Source organism: Streptomyces sp. SX-6 (assembly GCF_059089585.1).
This window is the reverse complement of record NZ_JBTHHU010000026.1, coordinates 62,597-85,402: the sequence shown is the minus strand read 5'-3', so window position 1 is coordinate 85,402 and position 22,806 is coordinate 62,597. Positions and strand designations below refer to the sequence as shown.

The following is a 22,806-nucleotide window of genomic DNA, read 5'->3' as shown; positions in this document are numbered from 1 at the left end:
ACCAGCAGCAGGGGCCGGGACGTTGTTCCCGGCCCCTGCCGTTCTCGGGGGCGCGGGATCAGGTGCGGACAAGCTCCGCCTCGCGGCCGGGGTTCTTCGTCCGACGGTCGACGACCGTCAGCACCGCCCATACCACCAGGGCGGTTCCGGCGGTCGCCGCGCCGCCCAGGACGAAAGACATCTTCGGCGCCCCCTGAAGCAACGCGGGCAGGACCAGCATGCTGCCCATGCTCGCCACATGCAGCTTCACTGAGTACACGCTGAACATCCGCAATCGCTCCGGCCCGTCCAGCGCCGCGATCTTCGCGTTCAGCCCGATCGACGTCACCGGCATCAGCACACTCCCGATCCCGGCCAGGACCACCAGTTCTGTCAGGCCGCGGCTTGCTGCGATCGCCGCCAGCAGCAGCCCCCGCACTGCCCACACCGCGCAGAACCCACCCGGGAACCGGGCGGCCACCTTGGTGTTGCCCGCGAGCAGGTTTCCCGCCACCGAGCCGACCCCCATCGCCGACAGCGCCAAGGCATAGGACCCCGGCCCCGCGTGCAGGCGCTCGGTCAGCAAGATGGGGAGCCCGATGGACACCACGGTCTGGAAGAACTCCCCGACCGCGCTGAGGACGAAGGCGCCCGTGATCACCGGCCGGGCCCGCAGCACGGCGAGCGCCTTCACCTCAGTCGGCTTCGCCGCCCCGCCGGACTCCGGAGCAGTGATCCGGGCGGCCTGCGGCACCGCACGACCGAGCCAGGCGAAAGCAGCCGCAGAGACGGCGAAGGTGGCGGCGTCGACGAGGAACAGGTCCTCGGCGGCAAGGAAGGCCAGCAGCACGGCGGCTGAGCCAGGGCCGAGGAACCAGGTCAGCCGGTTGGAGATGTCCATCAACCCCGTTACCTGCCGGACCCGTTCGCCAGGCACCAGCCCGGGCACCAGGGCTGACAGGCTCGGGCCGGTCAGCGCGTCGCAGGTGCCGATCACGAGGATCACTGCCAGGACGCCGCCCAGACCGGTCGACTGCCACAGCCACGGCATCGCCCCTACCACTGCGATCTGCACCGCCTCGATGACGGCCAGGACCCGGAACCCGGCGGTCTTAGCGACCAGTTTCCGGCCGAAGGTGCCGATCAGCAGGTGAGGCACTGATTCGAGCACCACGACCAGGCCCATGGCCACCGCCCCGGATCTGCGCCAGGCCGTCCACGCCAAGGCGAGGGTGAAGAAACGGTCACCGAAGACGGACAGCGTCTCGGCGAGCCACAGCACGAGGACCGGACGCTGCCGCAGCAGACTCACGTAGCTCACCCGCGCGACTGTAGGGGCGCATCGAACATCAAGAAGCATGTTCGGCGACTCCTCGCTCAGGCAGAGGAGCCGCACCGCTGTGTCGGCCTGGTACCGCCGTGCCGCTCACCCCCATCCAACGGGAGCCACACGCCTCTCGCTAGGCTCCGGCAGCATCTGTATCACTGCGCCGGAGGACTCGTGGACATCCGCTCAGCTCAGAAGCTCGCCTGGGACAACAAGATCGAAAAGGGGTTCAACACCAGTGACGTACCACTGGAGTTCGGCCTGCTCAACGCTGAGGTGGGGGAGGCATTCACCGCCTGGCGCAAGCACCTCCCCGATTTCGGCGAGGAACTGGCCGACGCCTTCCTCTACCTCGCAGCCCTTGCCGAGATGACCGGCACCGACCTGCAAACCGAGATCGAGCGCAAGATCACCAAGAATCGCGGGCGCGTCTACGTCCCTGACGACAGGGGAGTTCTCACCCGGGTACACGACCCCGAGGGACAGAACACCTAGCCAACCGAGAAAGTGGCACCAGGTGCGGCATAGTCGACGGGACCGTCGAACCGGGCCGAGGCTCGTGCCACCGCCTGCTGTGGGGTGAGAAAACGGCCGACATGGGTGACGATCAACCGGCTCGCCCGGGCCGAGGCAGCAGTGTCGCCGGTGTCTTCCGGCGTGTGGTGCACCCGATCGCCCTCGCCCGGTGCCTGGGTGCTCTCGGCCTCGCACAGCAACAGATCGCATCTGTCGGCCAGTCGCGTGAGGTTCGCGCACGGTGCCGTGTCCCCGGAGTAGACCAGCGATCGGCCCTCGGTCTCCATGCGCACAGCGAAGGCCGGGATGCCGTGCTCCACTGCACGGCTGGTCATGGTGAGTGCGCCGACGCGCGCCTGATGCCCGTCATGCAGCTCGTGAACGGCGAAGGCGGACTCGACCGCGCTGCGCATCGGGCTGTTGGTCAGGAAGTGTGCCAGCCGGTCGGCAATGCCTGGCGGCCCGTACAGGGGGATGGGCGCAGCGAGCTGAATGTCCGCGAAGAGCGCCGCGTAATAGGCGGTGAGCAGGTCCGCGCTGTGATCGGCATGCAGGTGTGAGATCCAGATCGCGTCCACCTCATCGAGCCGCACATGCCGCTGCAACTGCGCCAACGTCCCGCTGCCCGCGTCCATCCAGACCCGGGTCTCGCCGCTGGACACCAGATAGCCCGAGCACGGGTTGTCGACGCTTGCATAGGGCGTCGCACACCCCAGGACGGTGAGGCGGAGAAGACCATTGATCATCCGGCGAGTCTATAGAGCGCGTGATCCACAGGTATTGGCAATTCTTCGTCCGGACGGGCATGTCCGCTTCCGCCCTGCACAACGACGCCTCCTCTCAACTGCCCTCCGGCCCCACGCTGGTGCTGTTCCTGCGGCCACCGCCCGGGTCAGCGATCCGCGTGCGTCCCCTCTTCGATCCGGCTCCGCACCTGGTACGGCCACAACCCGGCGGAATGCGCCGAGTTCAGCCGCCGCTACCGCGCCGAACTGCACCACGCCGCCCACACGCGAGCTCACTCGGCCCTGACGACCGCCCCCAACAGCTCGCGGATCGGCCGCGTACCGAACACAGGCCCGTACACACGCCGCCCGTCGGCCCGGTAGCCGACCACCGCCGGCACGGCCCCACCCGCCTCCGCCCAGGCGGCCCGCTCGGCCGGTGAGCCACCCGGCAGCCGGTCGACCAGGCAGAACTCGACCGGCCGGGCGCACAGCGCGATGAGCTGATACCGGTGTGTCCAAAGCCCCGTGGAATGCGGGCAGTCGGCGGCCCCGAAGACAACGATGCGCTCGATCAGCGGGATCCTCGCCGGATCGGTCGCCCGGCGCACGGCCCGTGCCCGGGGCCACCACAGGCCGGCCGCCACGGCCACGCCGGTCAGCGCCGCATCGGCCGCGGCCAGGGAGGCGGTCCGGACCGGCACCGGCTCGAGGGCGGCGGTCGCACCGAGCACCGCGCTCGCGCCGACGCACACCGATGCGAGCACAGTACGCCCCCGCAGGGCCAACACGGCCACCGCGCAGGCGAGATACTGTGCCGCGACCACCCCGCACCGCAGCCGGACGCTGACCGGCGTGACCGCCAGCAGCACGACCGCGGCCTCGGCGGCCACCACCGGGACGGGGTCGGTGAGCCGTACCGCGCGGCCGTGCAGCGGACGGCTCAGCCGGGTGCGCGGCCGCTCCAGCAGCTTGGCGGCGGCGTCGTACGCGGGCAGTCCCACCGCCACCGCGGCGAGCACGGCGCATACGGCCGACAGGATCGTCATCGGTCACCTCCCCGAGCCGCCCCGGCAGGCAGCAGCCAGCCTTCGGCGATGCCCGCGGCGAGGCGGTCGCGGATCCGTTCCGAGAGCCCTTGGGCGCCGTTCGGGCCGTTGTTGCGGAGGAGTTCCGCGGCGGACGGGTCGAGTTCGACGGCGGCCAGGCCGGCGCGGTCGACGACCATGACGCCGCCGAACGGCAGGGGGTGAACGGCGAGTCCGTCGCCGTTCCGCAGTCGTGCCGCGAGTCCGTCGGGCAGGTCGGAGGCGGGGGCGGCGGCGTCGGGGGCGGGTTCCGGGGACATGCCGTTCTGGTGGAAGACGCCGGGCCACGCCGCCGAGGCCGCGCGGAGGCGGTGGAGCTCGAGGGCGTTGCGCAGCCGCCCGCCGGGGGTGGCCAGGGCGGTGGCGAGGGCGTCGGGACGGACCCAGTCGCCGCCGACCAGGGCGCCCAACAGGGCGTCCCGGCCGGGCCGTTCGGCCAGCCCGGCCGCCGACCACGCCGCCGCGAACAGCCGTTCCTTGCCCGTCACCGGCGGATCGAGCGACCGGCTGCCGGTCGGCAGGAGTCCGTCCAGCAGCGACCGCCCCGGACGGCGGCGTGCCGTCGCGAGGACGGCGCCGACCACGGCGGGGTGCAGCACGGGCAGCAGCGCCTTCGGCGCCCACGCGCACTCGTCGAGCAGCCCGCAGATCGCGGCGATGCGGGCGCGGACGGCGGCGCGGCCCGTGCCGGGGACCAGGTGACCGGCGGTGCGTGCGGTGGCGGCCTCGTACGCCGCCGCCAGCGCGCCGGGCCCCAGCAGGCCCTCCCGCGGCAAAGCGGGAACATCAGGCGGGAACCAAGCGCGGCGCGCGGGCAGTCCGGTGAGGCCCGCGGCGGGCCGGACGTCGGTCAGCCTGCGCCAGCCCGTGCGCAGCCAGGACCGCCGGAGGGCGGGAGGCGGGGAGAGCAGCCGGGTCATGCCGGCACCGCTGACCGGTGCCAGTCCGCCCGCGCGGGCGGTGAGGAAGGCGGCCCAGGGGTCGCAGTCCGAGGGCAGCGGCGGCGGGTTCTGGTCACGCCGGGCGTGCCACGCGGCCGTCGCGTCGGTGACCTCGCAGCGCGGCAGCACGGCGCCGATCCGCTGCCGACGCCGGTCGAGCACGGGCAGGTCGAGGTGGGCGTGCACAGCGGTCAGCAGCATCCCCTCCTCGACCGCGACCTGTGCGAGCGCGAGCGAGCCCGGCCCGCCGGAGACGGCCAGTTGCCCGCCCGCGGTCGTGGCCAGCGCGTGGGCGAGGGCCTCGCGGATACCGGTGCCGGACGGCAGCTCGCGCAGGTCGGTCTCGTGCAGCCGGATCCGTACGCTGCCGTCGGACCAGGACAGTTCGGCTCCGGCCGGGAGCCGGAGGACGCCCCGCCAGGGGGTCAGCGGCGACGGCGGCGCGGTGCCGGTCAGCAGCGCCGCCACGCCGGGGCCGTACGGCCGTGCGCCGCCGCTCACGGCGGTGCGCACGTCGGTGGAGAAGCGCACCCCGTCACCGGTCTCGGAGTAGAACACGGGGAATTGGGCGAGGGCCTCCCGGCCCACAGTGCGGGTGGCCGGGTTGCACCAGGTACGGGTGAGCTCGGGCTGGTCCGTGAAGGCCGACAGCTCCACGCGCCCGGTGACGGGCACGCGGCAGCCGCACGCCCTGAGTTGACTGACCGTCACACCGCAGGAGCGGAAGTAGCCGACGAAGCCGGTGATCCGCCCCGCGTGGGTGCACATCATCGGGCCGTCCTCTCCGGGTAGCGGGCCAGCGGCACGCAGAACGTCTCGACGGGCAGCGCGGTGGACACCACGCCGCCGCCGGCCTCCACCCAGGCGCACAACCGCCGTTCCCCGCCGTCCGGTACGGGCTCCGCGCCCACCACCAGGGCCGCGTCATGGCCCAGTTCACGCAACGCCACCGCTGTCAGAGCCGCCTCCTTGAACTGGTTCGTGAAACCGCACACCATCCGCTGGGCCACCCGCGCCGCGCGGGCGGCGTCCGCCGCCGTCGCCCGTACCTCGCCGCACGGCAGCGGCCCGCCGTCGAGCAGTGCCGCCAACACCCCTGCCTTGCACCGGCGATGGCGCACCACCGCCCGCGTCAGCCGCATCCGATCCCGCAGCCCGACACGCATGAACCCACCCCCGGACTCAGACCCGCCCCTTCCCTCACGTACTGTCGGGCCTGTCCCTTGTAGTGGCCAATGCAACGAAGCTTCACCATAAGCATGACTGTCATGCGCAACAGCACCATTTGCCGCTTGTGTTGGGGTGTACCACCCTCGAGGACAGCATGCCCAGCAGAAGCCCCGGTCATGGACGTTAGAGTCGATCACATGGACCCCACCGGACCCATAGCGCGGCGTTTTCCGCTCGTCCCCCGTCCCCGCCCGGCCTGCACTCCCCTGGCGGACCGTGTCGCCGGGCTCTGCGCGCTCGCCCGCTCGGCCGACCGGGAGGACGACATCGCGAAGGCCTCGGTCGTCCACAACCAGGCCGCTCTGCTGGCCTCGGACTGCGGGCTGCCGGAGCCGGCCCGGGAGTGGTGCCGGCGGCACGCCGACGCGCACTTGAGCGCCCGTCCTCTCGACGCGCGCAGCGCGCGTCACGCCCTCGAGCCCCTGGTCAATCTCGCGCGCCTGCTCATCCGTGACGGTTCCGGCGACGCCGCCTTCCGGCTGCTGGACGGCCTGTACGAAGCCGTGGCCGCCCGTACGGACACGGTCGTCGGCGGGGTCCCGGTCCCGCTCGCGGGCCTGGCCGCGTCGGCGGCGGAGCACCGTGCGCTGCGGCACTGGCTGTGGACCGTCCACCTGGCCGACGGCACCCGGGCCCTGACCGGTGCGGGCCGGTGGCGGGAGGCGTACGCCCATCTCCGCCGCCGCGGCGGCGTCGGCCCGCGGATGTTCGACGGGCGCCAGGTGGCGGTGATCGCCCGCATCACGGCGGGCGACGCGGACGGCGCGCTCACGCTGCTCGAGGACACCGCCGACGGCGAGCCGTGGGAGCACGCCGTGACCGCGTGCCTGACCGTGCTGTGCCACGCCGCCGCCGGGCACCCGGCGGCCCGTCCCTCGCCGCGGCCGCGCTCGACCGGTACCGGGAGGTCGAACCGGAGCCGCGCCTCACGGTGTTCGGCACCCGCCTGGGCCTGACGGTCCTCGACGCCGTCGGCGATTCCGTCGACGGCATCGCCGACGAACTGATCCGCCGGACCGTGGAGTCCCGCGACGGCTACGCGGCGCGCGACCTCCTGGAACACGAAGGCTGCGCCGCGCTGTTGACGGCGGACCGGCTACGGGACCTCACCGCGGCGGTGGAGGCGTGCGGGCTGGGCAGCGGCGCCCTCCCCGCACAGCTGCGGGCCGATCTCTCGGTCGCGCTGGACACCACCGAGGCGGTGATCAAGCGCGTGCTGACGAACCGTCCGGCGTGCGGCGACGCGGGACGGTGACGCCCGCCACCCGCAGGGTCAGCACCATCGTCAGCCCGCCGCCCGGGGTGTCCTCGGCGACGAGGGTGCCGCCCATGGCCTCGGCGAAGCCCCGGGCCACGGCGAGGCCGAGGCCCACGCCGACGCCGCGCGGCGCGTCCCCGCGCCGGAAGGGTTCGAAGATGCGCTCCTTGGCGGGCTCGGGCACTCCGGGTCCGCGGTCGGTGACGCGTACCTCGAAGCGGCCGCCGACGGCACCGGCCGCCACCAGGACCCGCTCGCCCGCGGGGCTGTACTTGACGGCGTTCTCCACGAGGTTGGCGAGCACCCGCTCGAGCAGCCCCGGGTCGGCGACGACCATCGGCAGGTGTTCGGGGACGTCCACGCTCACCGACCCGGGCGGCACGCCGCCCAGCGCCGGCGGCACCACCTCGTCGAGGTCGACCTCCCGCATCAGCAGGCTGAGCGTTCCGCTCTGCAGCCGTGACATGTCCAGCAGGTTGCCGACGAGGTGGTCGAGCCGGTCCGCTCCCCCTTCGACGCCGGAGAGCAGTTCGGCCTTGTCCTCGGGCGACCACACCACCTCGTCGGAACGCAGGCTCGACACGGCCGCCTTGATGGCGGCGAGCGGGGTGCGCAGGTCGTGCGAGACGGCGGCGAGCAGGGCGGTGCGGATGCGGTTGCCCTCGGCGAGTTCGCGGGCCTGCTCCGCCTCGCCGAGCAGCCGCCTGCGGTCGAGGATCACGGCGGCCTGGGCGGCGAACGCCGACAGCAGCCGACGGTCCTCGACGGGCAGTACGCGCCCGGTCAGGGCCAGCGACATCGTGTCGCCGAGCGGCACGTCCACGTCGGCGTCCTCGGGGCAGGCGATCGGGTCCGGCCCGACGCTCCCGGCACAGGTCCACGGCGTGTGCTCGGAGGTGCGCTCCAGCAAGGCGACCGAGTCCATGGCGAAGGTCTCGCGGGCCCGTTCCAGCAGGGCGTCCAGCGAGGTCTCGCCGCGCAGCACGCCGGCCGCGAGCAGCGAGAGGAGCTCCGTCTCGGCGCGCAGCCGGGCGGCCTGGTGCGTACGCCGGGCGGCGAGGTCGACGACGGAGGCCACCGAGACCGCCACCGCGGCGAAGACCACGATGGCGACGATGTTGCGCGGGTTGTTGATGAGCCAGCGGTGGTACGGCGGGGCGAAGAAGTAGTTGAGCAGCAGGGAGCCGAACGCCGCCGACGCCAGCGCGGGGGCCATCCCGCCCAGCAGCGCCGCGGCGACGATCAGGGCGAGGAAGAGCAGCATGTCGTTGGAGAGCCCCAGCCCCGTCTGCCACTGGGTGAGCAGCGGCGTCAGCAGTGCCGGGCCTCCGCAGCCGACGGCCCAGCCCATGAGGATGCGTGTCCTGCCGAGCCGGGCCCCGCGGGCCACCGGCAGTCCGCGCCCCCGGCCGACCCCTTCGTGGGTGACGATGTGCACGTCGAGGTCGGGGCCGGACTCACGGGCCACGGTGGCGCCGACGCCCGGCCCGAAGATGTACTGCCACGCCCTGCGGCGGCTGGAACCGAGCACGATCTGCGAGGCGTTGACCCCGCGGGCGAATTCGAGCAGGGCGGTGGGAATGTCGTCCCCGACGACCTGGTGAAAGGAGCCGCCGAGGTTTTCGACGAGCTTCCGCTGCGCCTCGAGCTCTCCGGGCGACGGCGATCCGGAATTCAGGCCGTCGCTGCGGGAGATGAAGACGGCGAGAACCTCGCTGCCCGCCCCCTTGGCGGCGATCCGGGCCGCGCGGCGAATCAGGGTGCTGCCCTCGGGGCCGCCGGTGAGGCCGACGACAATGCGTTCCCGGGCCTGCCAGGTGGAGGAAATTCGGTGATCGGCACGGTATTTCTGAAGGTATTCGTCGACCCGGTCGGCAGTCCACAGCAGGGCCAGCTCCCGCAGGGCGGTGAGATTGCCCGGCCGGAAGTAGTTGGACAGGGCGGCATCGACATGCCGGTAGATATTGCCGTGGGCCATGCGGCGGCGCAGGGCCTGAGGCGACATGTCGACCAGTTCGATCTGGTCGGCGCGGCGCACCACTTCGTCGGGGACAGTCTCCTGCTGCCGGACACCGGTGATGGATTCGACGACATCGCCCAGTGATTCCAGGTGCTGGATGTTGACGGCCGAGACGACGTCTATGCCGGCCGCGAGGAGTTCCTCGACATCCTGCCACCGCTTGGTGTTGCGGGAACCGGGGACGTTGGTGTGCGCTAGCTCGTCCACCAGGGCGACCTCCGGGCCGCGCGCGAGTACGGCGTCCACGTCCATCTCGGCGAACGTGGCACCGCGGTGCTCCAGCACGCGACGCGGCACCGTCTCGAGCCCCGCCAGCAGCGCCCGGGTGCGCGGGCGGTCGTGGTGCTCGACGAGGCCGACGACGGCATCGGTTCCCCGCTCGAGGCGCCGGTGCGCTTCGGCGAGCATGGCGTACGTCTTGCCCACGCCGGGTGCCGCACCGAGGTAGATCCGTAATGTGCCGCGTGCCATGGCCCCGTCCTCATACGGCGTGAGCTGGTGTCAGGTCCACCGACCCTACAGGGAAGCTGCACAGCACATCGATCTCGGGGGTCGGTTCCGCAGAGCGCGCATGAAGCACGTCACAGCGCCCTCACCTCGGCGGACGTATGATCTCCCACCGATCTCCCACGGTTTTCGCGGGAATCCGGCGCGTGAAGTCCGAAATTCTCGTGCGCTCGTGAACGGGGGGATTCCGTGTTGCCGAAGGGACGCTGTTTCCGGCCATCCCGGCTCGCCTTTTATCGCGCCATCGAATTCTCGCCACCTCCGGTGGTGAAGACCGACGGCACCGGCATCCGCGTCAACGACCTGGCGCACATCGCCCGCGGACGCGTATGGCTGCCCGTCACGGACAACGGCACCGTCTCCGTCCGCGCCACCGCCCCCGTGCGCACCGCCCTGGAGCTCGCCCGCGACGCCGTCGAGTCGGACGCCCTCTGCGACGAGCTGCGGCGCCGCCACCCCGGGGCGGGCGCGGACCGCGTACGCGATGTGGCACAGCCTCATGTACCGAACCGACCGAATCGACCGAACCAACTGAACCAACTGAAAAGGAAAACCGCACGTGCACTTGTCAGTTCTGGACCAGGTACCGGTCTTCGCCGCTACGGGCGCCACGGCGGCGGCCCAACAGGCCGTACAGCTGGCCCGGCATGCCGAGAAACACGGCTATCACCGGTTCTGGGCGGCCGAGCACCACGGCCCCACCAGCGGCTGCGGATCGCCGGAGATCCTGGTCGCCGCGGCGGCCGCGGCCACCGCGGCGATCCGGGTGGGCTCCGCCGCGGTGCTGCTGCCGTACTACTCGCCGCTGAAGGTGGCGTCCACGTTCAACCTCCTGTCCCGGCTGTACCCCGGCCGGATCGACCTGGGCATCGGCCGTGGCCCGGGTGCCGACCCGAAGATCCAGAAGCTGCTCGCGCCCGGCCCCCGGGCCGATTACGGCGAGCAGATCGCCTCGCTGATCGCCGAGATCGACGGCGCCGATCCGGACGGCCCCCACCTGCCCGCCGCCGAGCGGCCGGAGCTGTGGATGATGGCGGCCGGGCCGGGCGGCGCCGAGGCCGCCGCGGAGAACGGCATGGCGATGTGCCTGGCCCAGTTCGTCCACCCCGACGCGAAGCCCGAGTTGGTCGAGATGTACCGGGAGCGGTTCCGTCCGCGGCGTCCCGGCGACCGTCCGTACGCCGCCGTGTGCGTGCGCGTCGTCTGTGCCGAGGACGAGGCCGACGTCCGCTCCCTGCTCGGGTTCCTGTCCTGGGCGAACATGCCGCGCGGCGCACAGCCGGGCTGGGCGGAACTGCAGGAGCTCGCCGCGCAGCCGAACTGGGCCGAACTCCGCGGGCTCGCCCAGCCGTTGGAGTCGTACCGGACCCTGGACGTCCTGGCGGGCGGGCCGGACCGGGTCGCCGAGGCGCTCTCCGGCGTGCTCGACGCCTACCGTCCGGACGAACTCGTCGTCACCACGGCCTGCCCGCCCTACGCCCTGCGGGCGCGCACCCTGGAACTGATGGCAGAGATATGCCGGCCCAGGAAGAACGCGGCGAGTCGTCCCGCGAGGCCCTGACCGCCCTGAGCCTGGATCACGTGGCCCGCGCCCTGATCCCGGACCCGCCGCCCGCCACGACCTGGCCAGGACGGTCGGCGGCGGCGGCGCGGACGGCCCCGACGCCCGGGCCCTGGCCGGGGCCGGGGAGTCCTGGGCCCGGACCGGCCCCGAGTTCGCCGCGCGTCTCGACCGCGCGGAGGCCGACGGCACGCTGTGGTCCGACCGGCAGGGCATCCCGCTCAGCTTGCTGCACATGCACTGCAACCGCATGGGACTCCAGCGCCCCGAGGAGGCCGCCGCGTACGGCATGTGGCGCCGCTACCTGGACCGACGCGGAAATGTACCGCCGCGTCACGATCACCCTGAGTGAGGCAACCGTCCGGATAACGGACGGCCCGTACGCCTCTCCGGCCGTCCGTCCATACTCATGCCTTCCGATCTCGCATACTGGACAGGCGCGACCATGAGCCGGACACTCACGTCTCCTCCCCCGGAGACCGAGAACTCCACACCGCAGAGCCCTCCGCTGTCGAAGGGCCTCAAACAGCGGCACCTTTCGATGATCGCCCTCGGCGGTGTCATCGGCGCGGGCCTCTTCGTGGGCTCCGGTGCCGGCATCACCGCCGCCGGGCCGTCGATCGTGCTCGCCTACGCGATATCCGGCCTGCTCGTGATGTTCGTGATGCGCATGCTCGGCGAGATGTCGGCGGCGAACCCGGTCTCCGGTTCCTTCTCCGTCCACGCCGACCGTGCCATCGGCCGGTGGGCCGGGTTCACGGCGGGCTGGATGTTCTGGACGCTGCTGGTCGTGGGCGTGGCAATCGAGGCGATCGGCGCGGCCCACATCATGCAGGGCTGGTTCCCGGGTGTCCCGTCGTGGCTGTGGGTGCTGGTCTTCATGGCCCTGTTCTGCGGCAGCAACCTGGCGGCGGTCTCGAACTTCGGCGAGTTCGAGTTCTGGTTCGCCACGCTGAAGATCGGCGCCATCGCGCTGTTCCTGGGCCTCGGCATCCTCGCGATCACGGGCCTCCTGCCCGGCACGCACTCCCCCGGCGCCGCGCACCTGGTGCACGACGGCGGCTTCATGCCCATGGGCGTGAACGGCCTGCTCATCGGCCTGCTGGCCTCGGTCGCCGCGTACGGCGGCCTGGAGACGGTGACCATCGCGGCCGCCGAGTCCGAGAACCCCCGGCGCGGCGTGGTCAAGGCCGTGCGCACGACGATGTGGCGGATCGGCATCGTCTACGTCGGCTCGATGCTGGTGATCGTCACGCTGCTGCCGTGGCACGACAAGTCGATCACGGAGAACGGCCCGTACGCCGCCGTCCTCGACCGCCTCGGCGTCCCCGCCGGCGGACAGATCATGAACGTGGTCGTCCTCATCGCCCTGCTCTCCGCGATGAACGCCAACATCTACGGCTCCTCCCGCATGGCCCACTCCCTGGTGTCGCGCGGCCAGGGCCCGAAGATCCTGGCCAAGGTCTCCGGCAACGTCCCGCGTCGAGCCGTGCTCGCGTCCTCCGCCTTCGGCTTCTTCGCCGTGCTCCTCTCCTACTGGTGGCCCACCACGGTCTTCGCCTGGCTCCTCAACATGGTCGGCGCGGTCGTCCTCATCGTCTGGGGCTTCATCGCCGTCTCCCAGCTGATCCTGCGCCGCCGCCTCGAGCGCGAGGCCCCGGAGAAGCTGGCGGTGCGCATGTGGTGCTTCCCGTATCTGACCTGGGTGGCCCTGGCCGGGGTCATCGGCGTCCTCGTCCTCATGACCCTCGACGCGGGCACGCGTGTACAGCTCTACTCCACGGGCGGCCTCGCCCTGGCCCTGGCGGCGACCGGCTACGCGAAGCAGCGCGCAGCGGCGGGTCGTTGACGGCAGCCGCCGCTACAGCCAAAAGGCCGGTTCCTTATCACGGGAACCGGCCACGCTGGCACTTGGCGCCGTCGGGAACAGTGCTTGATCCGGCTACGAAGACTTCGCAGCCAAGACTCTGTAGGCGTTCCTGTTTCCCAGCAGGAGTCTCCCCACGGTTTGATCGAGGAAGAAACAGGCGGGAATTGTAAATCCGCCGAGGGCCAATGCGGTGATGCGGCGCGCATAGTCGACCGCAGTAGCCGGTCGTGGCGCCCACGGGCGGACCGGATTCGGCCCGAACTCCATAAAGAGGAGAATGCGGGCAGCCGCAGCAAAGTCCAAGCGCACGTCGCTTCGCCGTTCGACAGCCACAACAGAAAATCCGGAAGAGGTCAGCGCTTCCTTGAGGTTGTCGAGCGGAAACATATGCAGGTGATGCGGCTGCGTCCACGCGTACCAATACCTACCGAAAAGGCGAGCGGGAGGGCATTCGGGGTCGGGTACCTCGATCAGAAGATGACCTCCTGGATTGAGCACCTTCGCTGCGAGCTGGAGCTCGAGGCGAGGATCGGGCGTATGTTCCAGATACTGGTGCATGCTGACCATGTCGTATCGCTCAGGCAGAGCGGGTGCAAGATCCTGGAACATTCCCTGATACGCCGTTCGGATCCAGCCCCGACGCTGGGCCACGAGAACTCCGTCATCGATGTCAAGGCCATCAAATCTGGTGTCCGGCCAGAATTGCTGGGCTATCCAACAGAAGTGCCCATAAGCAGCACCGACGTCCAGCCATTTCTGTGGCGCGGCATACGGCTGCACCATGAGCGCGCGCCTACGAATACAACCTGTCGCCAACTTTGCCACCAGATCAGCGGCCTTGGTGCCGACTACGTCGTAGGAGTTCCGATAGTAGAAGCTCAGCCCCTCGATATTGAGCTGAGGATTCTGAAAGACATGCCGGCATTCGTGACATCTGTCCAGGGTGAACACTCCGGGCTTGGCCTGCTGCATGTCCCGGGCGCGTATGCACGTACCAATGGATGCCGAACCACACCAAGGACAGTTGGAAATGCAGTCCCGAAAGAAGCGGTCGACTCCCTCGGCAACCTCGCTTTTGTAGTATTGGCGGGCTGCCTCGTCGATTGTCTTTCCTGCGGCCATCCGATGCTCCCCCATTCGGTCAGGTCAACGCTGGTCAGGTCAACGCTGGCCGGTAGACGCTGGACAACACGCCTGCGACCGGCCGAACTTGATCCATACGCCCGCGCCGCCTATCCCATCTCGCCCCCGGCGAGCACCACACATGACGCGGTGACACCCTGCGCAGTGTTGACGATCAGCACATGCTCGTCGGGTGCCAGGGGAACGCATCGCAGGACGTACTCCACATTGGCCAGGACGTCGCCCGCGCCCAGATGGCCGGTGTGCAGATCGGGAACTCTCGCCTTGGCGCGCAGAGGGGCGGGCAACGCCGGGCAGAGGAAGCCGTCGAGGAAGGAAGGGGTCACCCGGGGCAGGAGCACTTCCTTGATCCTGGGGTCGTCCGCCTCCAGCCCCGCGTCGGCCAGGGCATCGCACACGGCCCGGTGGGCGCACCGACCGCTTTCCTCCTTGCCGTGCGCCTCCGCGGCCAGCATCGTGGCAGCGGAAGTCACGGCCTCCGCACCCGGGACCAAGTGCCGGACGTTCTCCCCCACGTCGAGCTCCCCCGAGCAGGTGTGTCCGCTGGTGGCCAGGGCACGCAGGACGAGCGGTCCGGGGGGCCGGCACAGCACCACCGCCGCGGCGCCGTCCCCGACGACCAGCATCCCCGGATCGTTCCAGCGCAGTGTGCCGAACTGCTCGAAGCTGTCGGCGCTCACCGCCGCGGCAAGGTGGATACGGTCCTCGGTGAGCATGCGGGCCACGACGGTTTCCAGTGCAGCGGCCCCGCCGTTGCAGACCTGGGTGATGCCGACCGACGAGCAGTTGTCGGCCGACAGCAACCTGGCGAGCCGGTGGGGCGGCGAGTACGGGGCCTTGGCAAAGCGAGCGGCCCAGGTGTAGGCCAGCAGGTCCAGGGAGTCCGGCGTGCGGCCGGTGGATTTCAGGGCCAGGCGCACGGCCGCGGCGGCCATTTCCTCGGGGGTCTCCCCGCGGCCCTCGGGAACGGACTCGAGGCCGGAAGGCACTCTGTGGTGGTCGGCGAGAATGCCGTCGATCAGCGCGTCCTCGGCGGTGCTGCGTCCGGCCGGCAGCCAGAGGGCAGCCGATGCCACGGCGATGCGGGAGTCGATACGCATGTCCGGGTCCCTGTCTATCGGGGTGCGGGGGAGGGTTCACGGTCGATACGGGTCAGGGCCCGGCACGCGAGGTCGGTGACACTGCCGGCATTGAGCAGTTCCAGTGTGGGGATCTCGCAGCCCAGGCGGCGGGCGACGACGCCGACGAGTTCCACCGCCATCAGCGAGTCCAGGCCGAGTTCGTCCAGCGGGCGCCCGCGGTCGACGCGGTCGGGGGTGGTCTGCAGGACCTCGGCGACAGCCCGGGCCAGCACGTCGGTCACCATGGTCAGCGCCTCCCCGGGAGCGGCGTCGGCCAGCCGCCGGCGCAACTGCTCGGGCCCATCGCCCTGTTGTCCGTCCGCCGGGATCGTGATCACCTCCTCGAACCTCGGTGCCGCCAATGCCGGAACGGCCGATGCGAGCCGGTTCCAGTCGATCCGGCCGATTCCCACGACGGCTTCACTGGCGGCCAGGACCCCGTCCAGGGCGGCGCACGCCTCGGCGGCCGTGATCGCGCCGATCCCCCTGCGTTCCAAGGACTGTTCGAGTCCCTCGCGAGCGACGTAACCGGTGTCGCGGATGGCTCCCCAAGCGACGGCCAGTCCGTGGCGACCCCCCATCCGCCGCGACCGGACCAGGGCTTCCAGGAAGAGGTTGCCCGCCACGTAGGCGCTCTGCCCCGGGCTGCCCAGCAGGGCGGCCGTCGAGGAACAGGCGACGAAGAAGTCGACGGGCTCGGGGACTTCGGCATCCAGCAGCAATCCGCCCAGCAGCTTGGCCCGCAGGGCGGCGCGGATGCGTTCTTCGGTCAGCTCGGCCAGCGGGGCGTCGTCGAGGAGCATGGCGGCGTGGACGACGCCCTTCAACGGCCGTCCTTCCGCCGCGACCTCCTGCACGAGTGCGGCCACGGCGCGTGCTTCGCCGAGATCGACCGCGTGGGCCGATGCGGCGGCTCCGCGCGTCGCGAGCTCCACGGTCAGGGCATCGGCCCCCGGTGTCGCCGGGCCCCGGCGGCCGGCGAGCACCAGCCGGCGCGCCCCGCGGCCGGCGAGGTGCCGGGCGGTGGCGGCTCCCAGGCCGCTGAGGCCGCCGGTCACCAGGTACGCGGCGTCGGGATCGGGCGCAGGTGCGGCCTGTGGTGTTTCGAGCACGGACGGCGGTGTGTCGAAGGTGACCACCACCTTCCCGATGTGTCGTGAGTGCCGCAGGGCTCCGAAGGCGTCCTCGACGCGCTCGGCCGGATGGCTCTGGTACGGCAACGGCGTATAGGCGCCGCCCAGGCGGTCGAAGACCTCCTGCATCACTTCCTGAGGCCCCTCCCCGCCCTGCACGAGACTGTGGATGTCCACGGCGTGGAACGAGACGTTGTGCCGGAACAGCCCCATCGGCAGATGGGTGTCACCGTCAATGTCACGCTTGCCGACCTCGACGAACCGGCCGAAGGGGCGCAGCACTTCGGCGCCGCGCAAGAGCGCGTCCCCCGCGAGGGAGTTGAGGACCACGTCGACGCCCTGCCCGCCGGTGGCCTCCCGCACCCGCTCGGCGAAGTCCGGGCTTCTCGAGTCGAGGACGCACCCGACGCCGAGCGCACGCAGCAGGTCCCGTTTGGCCGGTGTCCCCGCGGTGGCGATCACCTCGGCGCCCCGGGAGCGCGCGTACTGCAGCGCGGCCAGTCCCAGGCCTCCGGCCGCTCCGTGCACCAGCAGCGTCTCGCCGCGCGCCAGCCCGGCCAGCCGGCCGAGGCCGTAGTGGGCGGTCAGGAAGACGACCGGCATGGTGGCCGCCTCGGCGAAGCTCATGCCGTCGGGAATCCTGGCGGTCGTGGTGCTCCGCGCGACGACGTGGGAGGCGAGCGCGGGTGTGGCAAGGGCGCACACGCGGTCTCCCGGTGCCAGGCCCGTCACCCGTGAGCCGACGGCGATGACGACACCGGCACACTCCAGCCCCAGGCACGGCCCGCCGACGGCGCCCCCCACAGAGTCGGGCCGCAGCATGCTCATGCTGAGCATGACGTCCTTGTAGTTCAGCCCCGCGGCCCGCACCTCGATCAGGACCTCGTCCGGCCCGGCCACGGGTGGTCCGGCCGCCGTCCAGACCAGGCGGTGGGAGACCCCCGGGTCGCGCAGCTCCAGTCGGTACGGCTTGGGTGTGTCGCCGGTCGAGGGCGCGACGGGCGTGTACGGGCCGTAGCGGACGCGCGGGACGAACCGTCCGTCTGCGGTGAGCAGGATCTCGTCCTCCGTGGTGGGCTCCAGCAGTTCACGGGCCAGGAACCGGACGGCACCGGCCGCATCGGTGCCGTCGTCGAGGGCGACGCGGCGTACCGTCAGCGTCGGATGCTCAGCGGCCAGGCAGCGTGCGACGCCCCAGGGCACGGCGTCGCCGGGGCACGAGGCACCTGCCGGGTCGGGCAGCGCGGCGCCGGACCAGGTGACGAGCCATACGGCGACGTCGGCGGGGGAATCGAGCCGGGCGTAGGCCCGGGCGAAGTCGGCCAGGACGGCGATGCGGCGCACCGCCTGGGCCATGACCGCCTCCGGATCCGTGAGGGGAGGCCGCTCGCCGTCGAGCAGGAGCACGATGTGTGCCCCTGCTCCGGCGGACGCCAGGTGCCCGGCCCAGGCGTCGCTGCTGGACGGCATGGGAACGTGGTGGACACCGGGGCCCGCGGCTTCGCCCAGCAGGGCTGCGAGGCGGCGGGCCGGTGCGCCGTCGGGCTGCTCCGCCGCGACGATCCACTGTGCGGCGGGCCGGGAGGCGGAGGGCAGGACGGGCTCGGCAGTTGCGGCATCCGCCGAACGCCGGGCGCACAGCAGGGAAAGGGCCCGCTCACCGGCCCCGGCACCGGCACCTGTACTGGCCCCGACGGCATGGGCTTCGGCGAAGCCGTGGGCGTGCAGCAGCGACTCCCACTGTGCGGAGCCGATCAGTGGGGAAGAGTTCCGCAGCCCGGTGTCGGTGAAGGCCCAGAAGCTGTCCAGGAGTCCGAAGATCGGTGCCACGAAGGTCTCGTCGTGCGATTCGATCGCGAGGAGCCAGCCGTCCGCGGCCAGCAGCCGCCCCAGGTGACTGGCGGCCCGTCCGAGGTCCTGGGCCGTGTGCAGCACGTTGTGGGCGACCACCACATCGAACGACCCCTCGGTGAGGCCCTGTTCGGCAGGCGGGCGGTCGATGTCGACGGCCCGGTAGTCGATGAACCGGTGCCGGGCGAAACGGCGGCAGGCGCGTGGGAAGAACGCCTCGGAGACATCGCTGAAAACGTATTCGGTGCGGTCGGCCGGCAGGACGTCCATCAGCCAGTCGGTCATCCCGCCCGTGCCGGCGCCGACTTCGAGGATGCGCAGCGGGCGGCCGGGCGGGTATGCGGCCACGAGCTCGCGGAGCGTGTCCCGCAACATGCGGCAGTATGTGCTCATGTGGGGGGCGTGGCTGTAGAGCCGCTCGATGAGATGCCGGTCCGCCTCGGCGAAGAGGAGTTCCAGCGGGTCGCGGGCGCCCCGCAGGAGTTCGGCCAGGTGCAGGCCGCACCGGGCGTACACAGCCAGTTCGGCGCCGAGTTCGGGGCAGTCGCGGACCGCGTCCCCGACCACGCGCTGCGGTTCGGGCGAACTGGTCAACCGCCAACGGGGGCCGGGGGCGCCGGGGATCCGGCACAACAGCCCGTGTGCCTCGGCCATGGGCAGCAGGATGGCCATGAGCCGCGCGTGCTTGCCGGCCATGCCCCCGGCGATCAGCTCGTCAACGGAGAAATCGGCGGCGGTGACCAACGAGCCGACAGCGACGGCGGTGCAGTGCGCGACGATCTCCCGGCCGCGGCGCACGGCTTCGTCGTCCCGCTGCATCCAGTTCGCCGGCCCGTCGGCCGCCGCGCGGCGGGCGGCGTCGGCCAGTCTGTCCCAGGTGACTTCTGCAGAGCGCGGCGCGGGGTGCGGAAGGCTCGGGTGGGCCCGGGCATGGAGCACCGTCTCCCACCGGCCGAACCGGCTCCGGGCCGCATCGGCGGGCAGCGGGCGCAGCGAGCATCCTTCGAGCTCCACAGTGGTACGGCCATCGCCGTCCATCATGCGGACGTCCCAGCACACCTCGGGGGTCCTGTCCCTGCGGGCACGGACGTGGATCCAGCCGGTGGCCGGCACAGGCCGCCACAGCCGCGCCGCCTCGATCGTCACCGGCAGGTGGACGGCGTCGTGGCCGTCCGTGGCGGCCAGCAGCTGGGCTCCCGCCTGCAACGCCCCGTCCAGGAGCGCCGGATGGGCGCGGAACGCCTCCGTCGGTCCGGCAGCGGCGTAGGACGCGAACACCTCGTCCTCGCCCACGTCGAGGTGGCGCAGGACCCGGAAGGCGGGCCCGTAGACCAGCCCCGACCGCTCGGCACGTGCGTAGTGCTCGCTCCTGGTCACGCGCACCGTGCCGGGCCCGGCGGGTTCGCCGACCACGGCCGGTTCCGGCTCGGGGCGCAGCAAGGGCCGGACCCGGGCACGGGCATGGAGCCGCCAGTCGGCGTGGTCGTCCGGCCGGGAGGCGATTCTCAGCAACCCGTCCTGGTCCGACAGCGACACCTGGAGCCGGGGCGCGGGGGTCTCGGCGGCCTCGTCGGCCGAGGCCACGGTCAGGGGACGGACGATCTGCAGGTCGCGTACCTCCACCGGGCCCTCGAAGCTCTCCCCGGCGGCGGCGAAGGCGGCTTCGAGGTAGCCGACGGCCGGCATCGTCACCGCGCCCACAATCTTGTGGTCGGACAGCCAGGGCAGCCGGGACGGCTCCAGGGGGCCGGACCAGACGGGTTCGAAGGAGGCGAGCCGGGGGCCGAGCAGTGGGTGGGCGGACGCGGTCGGCCGCTCACCCGCGGCATGGGTCCACCAGTGGGTCTCACCGTTCCAGTGGCGCTCCCGCTGCCAGGGATAGGCCGGCAGGTCGACCAGGCGCCCGGGCCGGGGAAAGTACACGTCCCAGTCCGGCTGTCCGCCGAAGGCGAGGAGTTGGGCCACGCACCGGTCCAGGTCGCGGCGGTCGTCACCGCCCTGGGCACAGGTGCGGGCCACCGCCACGTGGTCCTCCCCGGGGAGGGGCAGCCGCTTGAGATAGGGGACGAGGACGGGGTGGGGGCCAACCTCGAGGAAGACGCGGTGTCCCTGGTCGTACAGAGTCCGGGTGGCATCGCGGAACAGGACGGGCTCACGGATGTTGCGCCACCAGTAGGCAGCGTCGAGCTCCTCGCCCGGCAGCAGGCCGCCGGTGACAGCGGAGGCGAAGGGCACGGCTGCGGGACCGGGTTCGACGTCACCGAGCAGGGCGCGCAGGGGGGCCTGGGCGGTGTCCATGGCAGAGCTGTGGAAGGCGTAGTCGAGGTCGAGCAGCCGGAAGAAGACCTTCCGGCCAGTGAGACGTTCCCCCAGCTCCTTCAGGACGCTCTCGTCCCCGGCGAGCGTGACATCACGGTTGCTGTTGACCGCGGCCATCGCCAAGCGGCCTCCGGCACGGGCGACTTCCTCCCGGGCCTCGGCTACGGGCAGGCCCACCACGGCCATGCGCCCCCCGCCGACGGTGGGTGCCTGGACGCGGCTGCGGGCCGCGATGACACGGGCCGCGGTCGGCAGGTCCAGCGCCCCGGAGGTGCAGGCGGCCGCGACCTCCCCCACGCTGTGCCCGACCACGGCCGCAGGGTGCACTCCCCGCTCCTTCAGAACGGCCACCAGGCCCATCTGCACCGCGAACAGCAGCGGTTGGGCGACTTCCGTACGGCCCAGCCGGGTCGTGGAGGCAGCGGCGAGCTCGTCGTGGACGGACCAGCCCAGGTGCGGACGCAGCGCCTTGTCGAGCCGCCGCACGGCAGCGCGGAAGACCGGATCGTCACGCAACAGCCCGGCCCCCATGCCGGGCCACTGCGATCCGAAGCCGGAGAACGCGAAGACGATCCTGCCGTCCTGCGCGGCACGGCCCGACCCGACGGCACCCGTGCGCCGTCCCTCGGCCACGGTATCCAGCCCTCGGGCGGCCTCGGTCCGGTCGGTGGCGAGCACAACGGCGCGGTGACGATGGACGGTTCGGCGTCGGCAGGCGGTGTGGGCCAGGTCGTAGAACTCCGCGTCCGCGGAGTCGCGGAGCCGTCGCGCCATCCGTTCGGCGGACTGTGCCAGACCCGCCGGGTCCGCGGCGCTCACCATGACCGGGAGCGGTCGCGCGGTGACCTCGCCGTCCTTCGTGCGGGGAGTCGGCAGGGCCACCGCGGCCGGCGGCGGGGCGGGGGCGAGGACGGCATGCGCGTTGGCTCCGCCGAAGCCGAAGCTGTTCACTCCCACGACCGGGCACGGTTCGCCGGCCAGCGGTTCGCACCGCAGCACGGGCCGTAGCTTCCAGCTCTCGAAGTCGATCTCCGGGCTGAGCGGTTCGGCGTGCAGGGTGGGCGGTATGGTGCGATGCCGCAGGATCAGCATGGCCTTCAGCACCCCGGCCAGGCCCGAAGCGGGCTCCAGGTGGCCGAGGTTGGACTTCACCGAGCCCATGGGCAGCGCCCGGGAACGCAGCGCGCCGAGAGCCCGGCCGACGGCCTCGCACTCGGCACCGTCCCCGGCCACCGTCCCCGTGCCGTGCGCCTCGAGATAGGCAAGCCGGTCCGGGTCATACCCGGCCGCGGCGTGAACCGAGCGCAGCAGGGCCTCCTGGGCCCGGGGGTTGGGCCGGGCCAGGCCCTGGGTGCGGCCGTCGCTGTTGACCCCGGTGGCCAGGACGACCGCGTGGACGCGGTCCCCGTCTGCCAGGGCGTCGCCAAGGCGTTTGAGAAGGAGCACGACCCCGCCCTCGGAACGCACGTATCCGTCCGCGCGGGACGAGAACGTGTGGCAGCGGCCTGATGGCGAGAGCAGGGACGCGGCCGCGAAACCGGCGAACGGCCAGGGGCTGAGCAGTACGTTCACCCCGCCGGTCAGCGCGGCCCGGCCCCGCCCGGCCCGCAGGTACGCACAGGCGTGGTGCAGGGCGGTCAGCGAGGAGGAGCAGGCGGTGTCCACGACCATGCTCTCTCCGCGCCAGTCGAAGGCATGGGAGACGCGGTTGGCGATGACGGCCCCTGCGACGCCGGTCATCGTGCCCGCGTCGAACCGTGCGGGGCGGGCGAGTTGGAGGTCGCCGAAGTCCTTGGTGGACGCCCCGACGAAAACTCCCGTGTCGCTGCCCGCCCAGTTCTCACGGCACACACCGGCGTCGTCGACGGCTTCCACGGCGAGCTCCAGCAGCAGCCGCTGCTGGGGGTCGAGACGCGCAGCCTCCCGGGGAGCGATGCCGAAGAACGTGGCATCGAACCCGGTGAGATCACCGATGAACCCGCCGACGGCGGCCGGGCTCCGGCCCGGCCCGTGCCCGTTCCCGAACAGATGCGCTTCGAACCGCTCCGGCGGCACCGCGGTCACCAGGTCGCGGCCGGTCGTCAGCGCTTCCCACAGCGCGTCCGGTCCATGGATGCCACCGGGCAGCCGACAGGCCGCTCCCACGACCGCGATGGCTTCCTCGTTCAGGCCTTCCTGCGGGCATACGGCGTTCCGGGACACGGGCCTCTCCAGGGG

General features: G+C 71.8%; 15 protein-coding genes. 6 read left to right on the top strand and 9 right to left on the bottom strand.

Annotation, left to right across the window (positions count from 1 at the left end):
• Positions 1 to 58: 58 nt before the first annotated feature.
• The gene (locus tag ACV530_RS26565; protein ID WP_494335139.1) at positions 59 to 1,300 is read right to left on the bottom strand and encodes an MFS transporter; all 1,242 of its coding nucleotides are present in this window, start codon (positions 1,298 to 1,300) and stop codon (positions 59 to 61) included.
• 180 nt (positions 1,301 to 1,480) lie between these two features.
• On the opposite strand from ACV530_RS26565, the gene ACV530_RS26560 reads away from it, so the two are divergent.
• On the top strand, positions 1,481 to 1,801 hold the full coding sequence (locus tag ACV530_RS26560; protein ID WP_494335138.1) for a nucleoside triphosphate pyrophosphohydrolase family protein: 321 nt from the start codon (positions 1,481 to 1,483) through the stop codon (positions 1,799 to 1,801).
• Here ACV530_RS26560 and ACV530_RS26555 read toward each other — a convergent pair.
• From ACV530_RS26555 to ACV530_RS26540, 4 genes are all read right to left on the bottom strand, one after another.
• A complete protein-coding gene (locus ACV530_RS26555) occupies positions 1,798 to 2,568 on the bottom strand; it encodes an MBL fold metallo-hydrolase (RefSeq protein ID WP_494335137.1) in 771 nt (256 codons plus the stop codon). The genes ACV530_RS26560 and ACV530_RS26555 overlap by 4 nt on opposite strands.
• A gap of 272 nt (positions 2,569 to 2,840) precedes the next feature.
• A complete protein-coding gene (locus ACV530_RS26550; protein WP_494335136.1) occupies positions 2,841 to 3,596 on the bottom strand; it encodes a hypothetical protein in 756 nt (251 codons plus the stop codon).
• A complete protein-coding gene (locus ACV530_RS26545) occupies positions 3,593 to 5,347 on the bottom strand; it encodes a hypothetical protein (RefSeq protein WP_494335135.1) in 1,755 nt (584 codons plus the stop codon). The genes ACV530_RS26550 and ACV530_RS26545 overlap by 4 nt, the downstream gene beginning before the upstream one ends.
• Positions 5,344 to 5,742, bottom strand: coding sequence for a hypothetical protein (locus ACV530_RS26540; protein ID WP_494335134.1), 399 nt, complete (start codon positions 5,740 to 5,742; stop codon positions 5,344 to 5,346). The genes ACV530_RS26545 and ACV530_RS26540 overlap by 4 nt, the downstream gene beginning before the upstream one ends.
• A gap of 201 nt (positions 5,743 to 5,943) precedes the next feature.
• Here ACV530_RS26540 and ACV530_RS26535 point away from each other — a divergent pair, with 201 nt between their 5' ends.
• Positions 5,944 to 6,762, top strand: coding sequence for a hypothetical protein (locus ACV530_RS26535; protein ID WP_494335133.1), 819 nt, complete (start codon positions 5,944 to 5,946; stop codon positions 6,760 to 6,762).
• The gene (locus ACV530_RS26530; RefSeq protein ID WP_494335132.1) at positions 6,738 to 7,061 is read left to right on the top strand and encodes a hypothetical protein; all 324 of its coding nucleotides are present in this window, start codon (positions 6,738 to 6,740) and stop codon (positions 7,059 to 7,061) included. Before ACV530_RS26535 ends, ACV530_RS26530 begins: the two co-directional genes overlap by 25 nt.
• Here the strand turns inward: ACV530_RS26530 and ACV530_RS26525 are convergent.
• Positions 7,012 to 9,555 carry a DUF4118 domain-containing protein gene (locus ACV530_RS26525; protein WP_494335131.1) on the bottom strand — a complete coding sequence of 848 codons (2,544 nt, stop codon included), beginning with the start codon at positions 9,553 to 9,555 and terminating at the stop codon, positions 7,012 to 7,014. The genes ACV530_RS26530 and ACV530_RS26525 overlap by 50 nt on opposite strands.
• A gap of 595 nt (positions 9,556 to 10,150) precedes the next feature.
• On the opposite strand from ACV530_RS26525, the gene ACV530_RS26520 reads away from it, so the two are divergent.
• The 3 genes from ACV530_RS26520 to ACV530_RS26510 all read left to right on the top strand — a co-directional run bounded on the left by ACV530_RS26520 (position 10,151) and on the right by ACV530_RS26510 (position 13,001).
• Positions 10,151 to 11,152 carry an MsnO8 family LLM class oxidoreductase gene (locus ACV530_RS26520; RefSeq protein ID WP_494335130.1) on the top strand — a complete coding sequence of 334 codons (1,002 nt, stop codon included), beginning with the start codon at positions 10,151 to 10,153 and terminating at the stop codon, positions 11,150 to 11,152.
• Between the two features lie 61 nt (positions 11,153 to 11,213).
• Positions 11,214 to 11,504 carry a lantibiotic dehydratase C-terminal domain-containing protein gene (locus tag ACV530_RS26515; protein WP_494335164.1) on the top strand — a complete coding sequence of 97 codons (291 nt, stop codon included), beginning with the start codon at positions 11,214 to 11,216 and terminating at the stop codon, positions 11,502 to 11,504.
• 93 nt (positions 11,505 to 11,597) lie between these two features.
• The gene (locus ACV530_RS26510) at positions 11,598 to 13,001 is read left to right on the top strand and encodes an amino acid permease (RefSeq protein ID WP_494335129.1); all 1,404 of its coding nucleotides are present in this window, start codon (positions 11,598 to 11,600) and stop codon (positions 12,999 to 13,001) included.
• 93 nt (positions 13,002 to 13,094) lie between these two features.
• On the opposite strand, the gene ACV530_RS26505 is transcribed toward ACV530_RS26510, so the two are convergent.
• From ACV530_RS26505 to ACV530_RS26495, 3 genes are all read right to left on the bottom strand, one after another.
• Complete coding sequence (locus ACV530_RS26505) at positions 13,095 to 14,144, bottom strand: class I SAM-dependent methyltransferase (protein WP_494335128.1); 1,050 nt, start codon at positions 14,142 to 14,144, stop codon at positions 13,095 to 13,097.
• Between the two features lie 110 nt (positions 14,145 to 14,254).
• Positions 14,255 to 15,265 carry a beta-ketoacyl-[acyl-carrier-protein] synthase family protein gene (locus tag ACV530_RS26500; RefSeq protein WP_494335127.1) on the bottom strand — a complete coding sequence of 337 codons (1,011 nt, stop codon included), beginning with the start codon at positions 15,263 to 15,265 and terminating at the stop codon, positions 14,255 to 14,257.
• 14 nt (positions 15,266 to 15,279) lie between these two features.
• A complete protein-coding gene (locus tag ACV530_RS26495) occupies positions 15,280 to 22,791 on the bottom strand; it encodes an SDR family NAD(P)-dependent oxidoreductase (RefSeq protein WP_494335126.1) in 7,512 nt (2,503 codons plus the stop codon).
• Positions 22,792 to 22,806 lie beyond the last annotated feature (15 nt).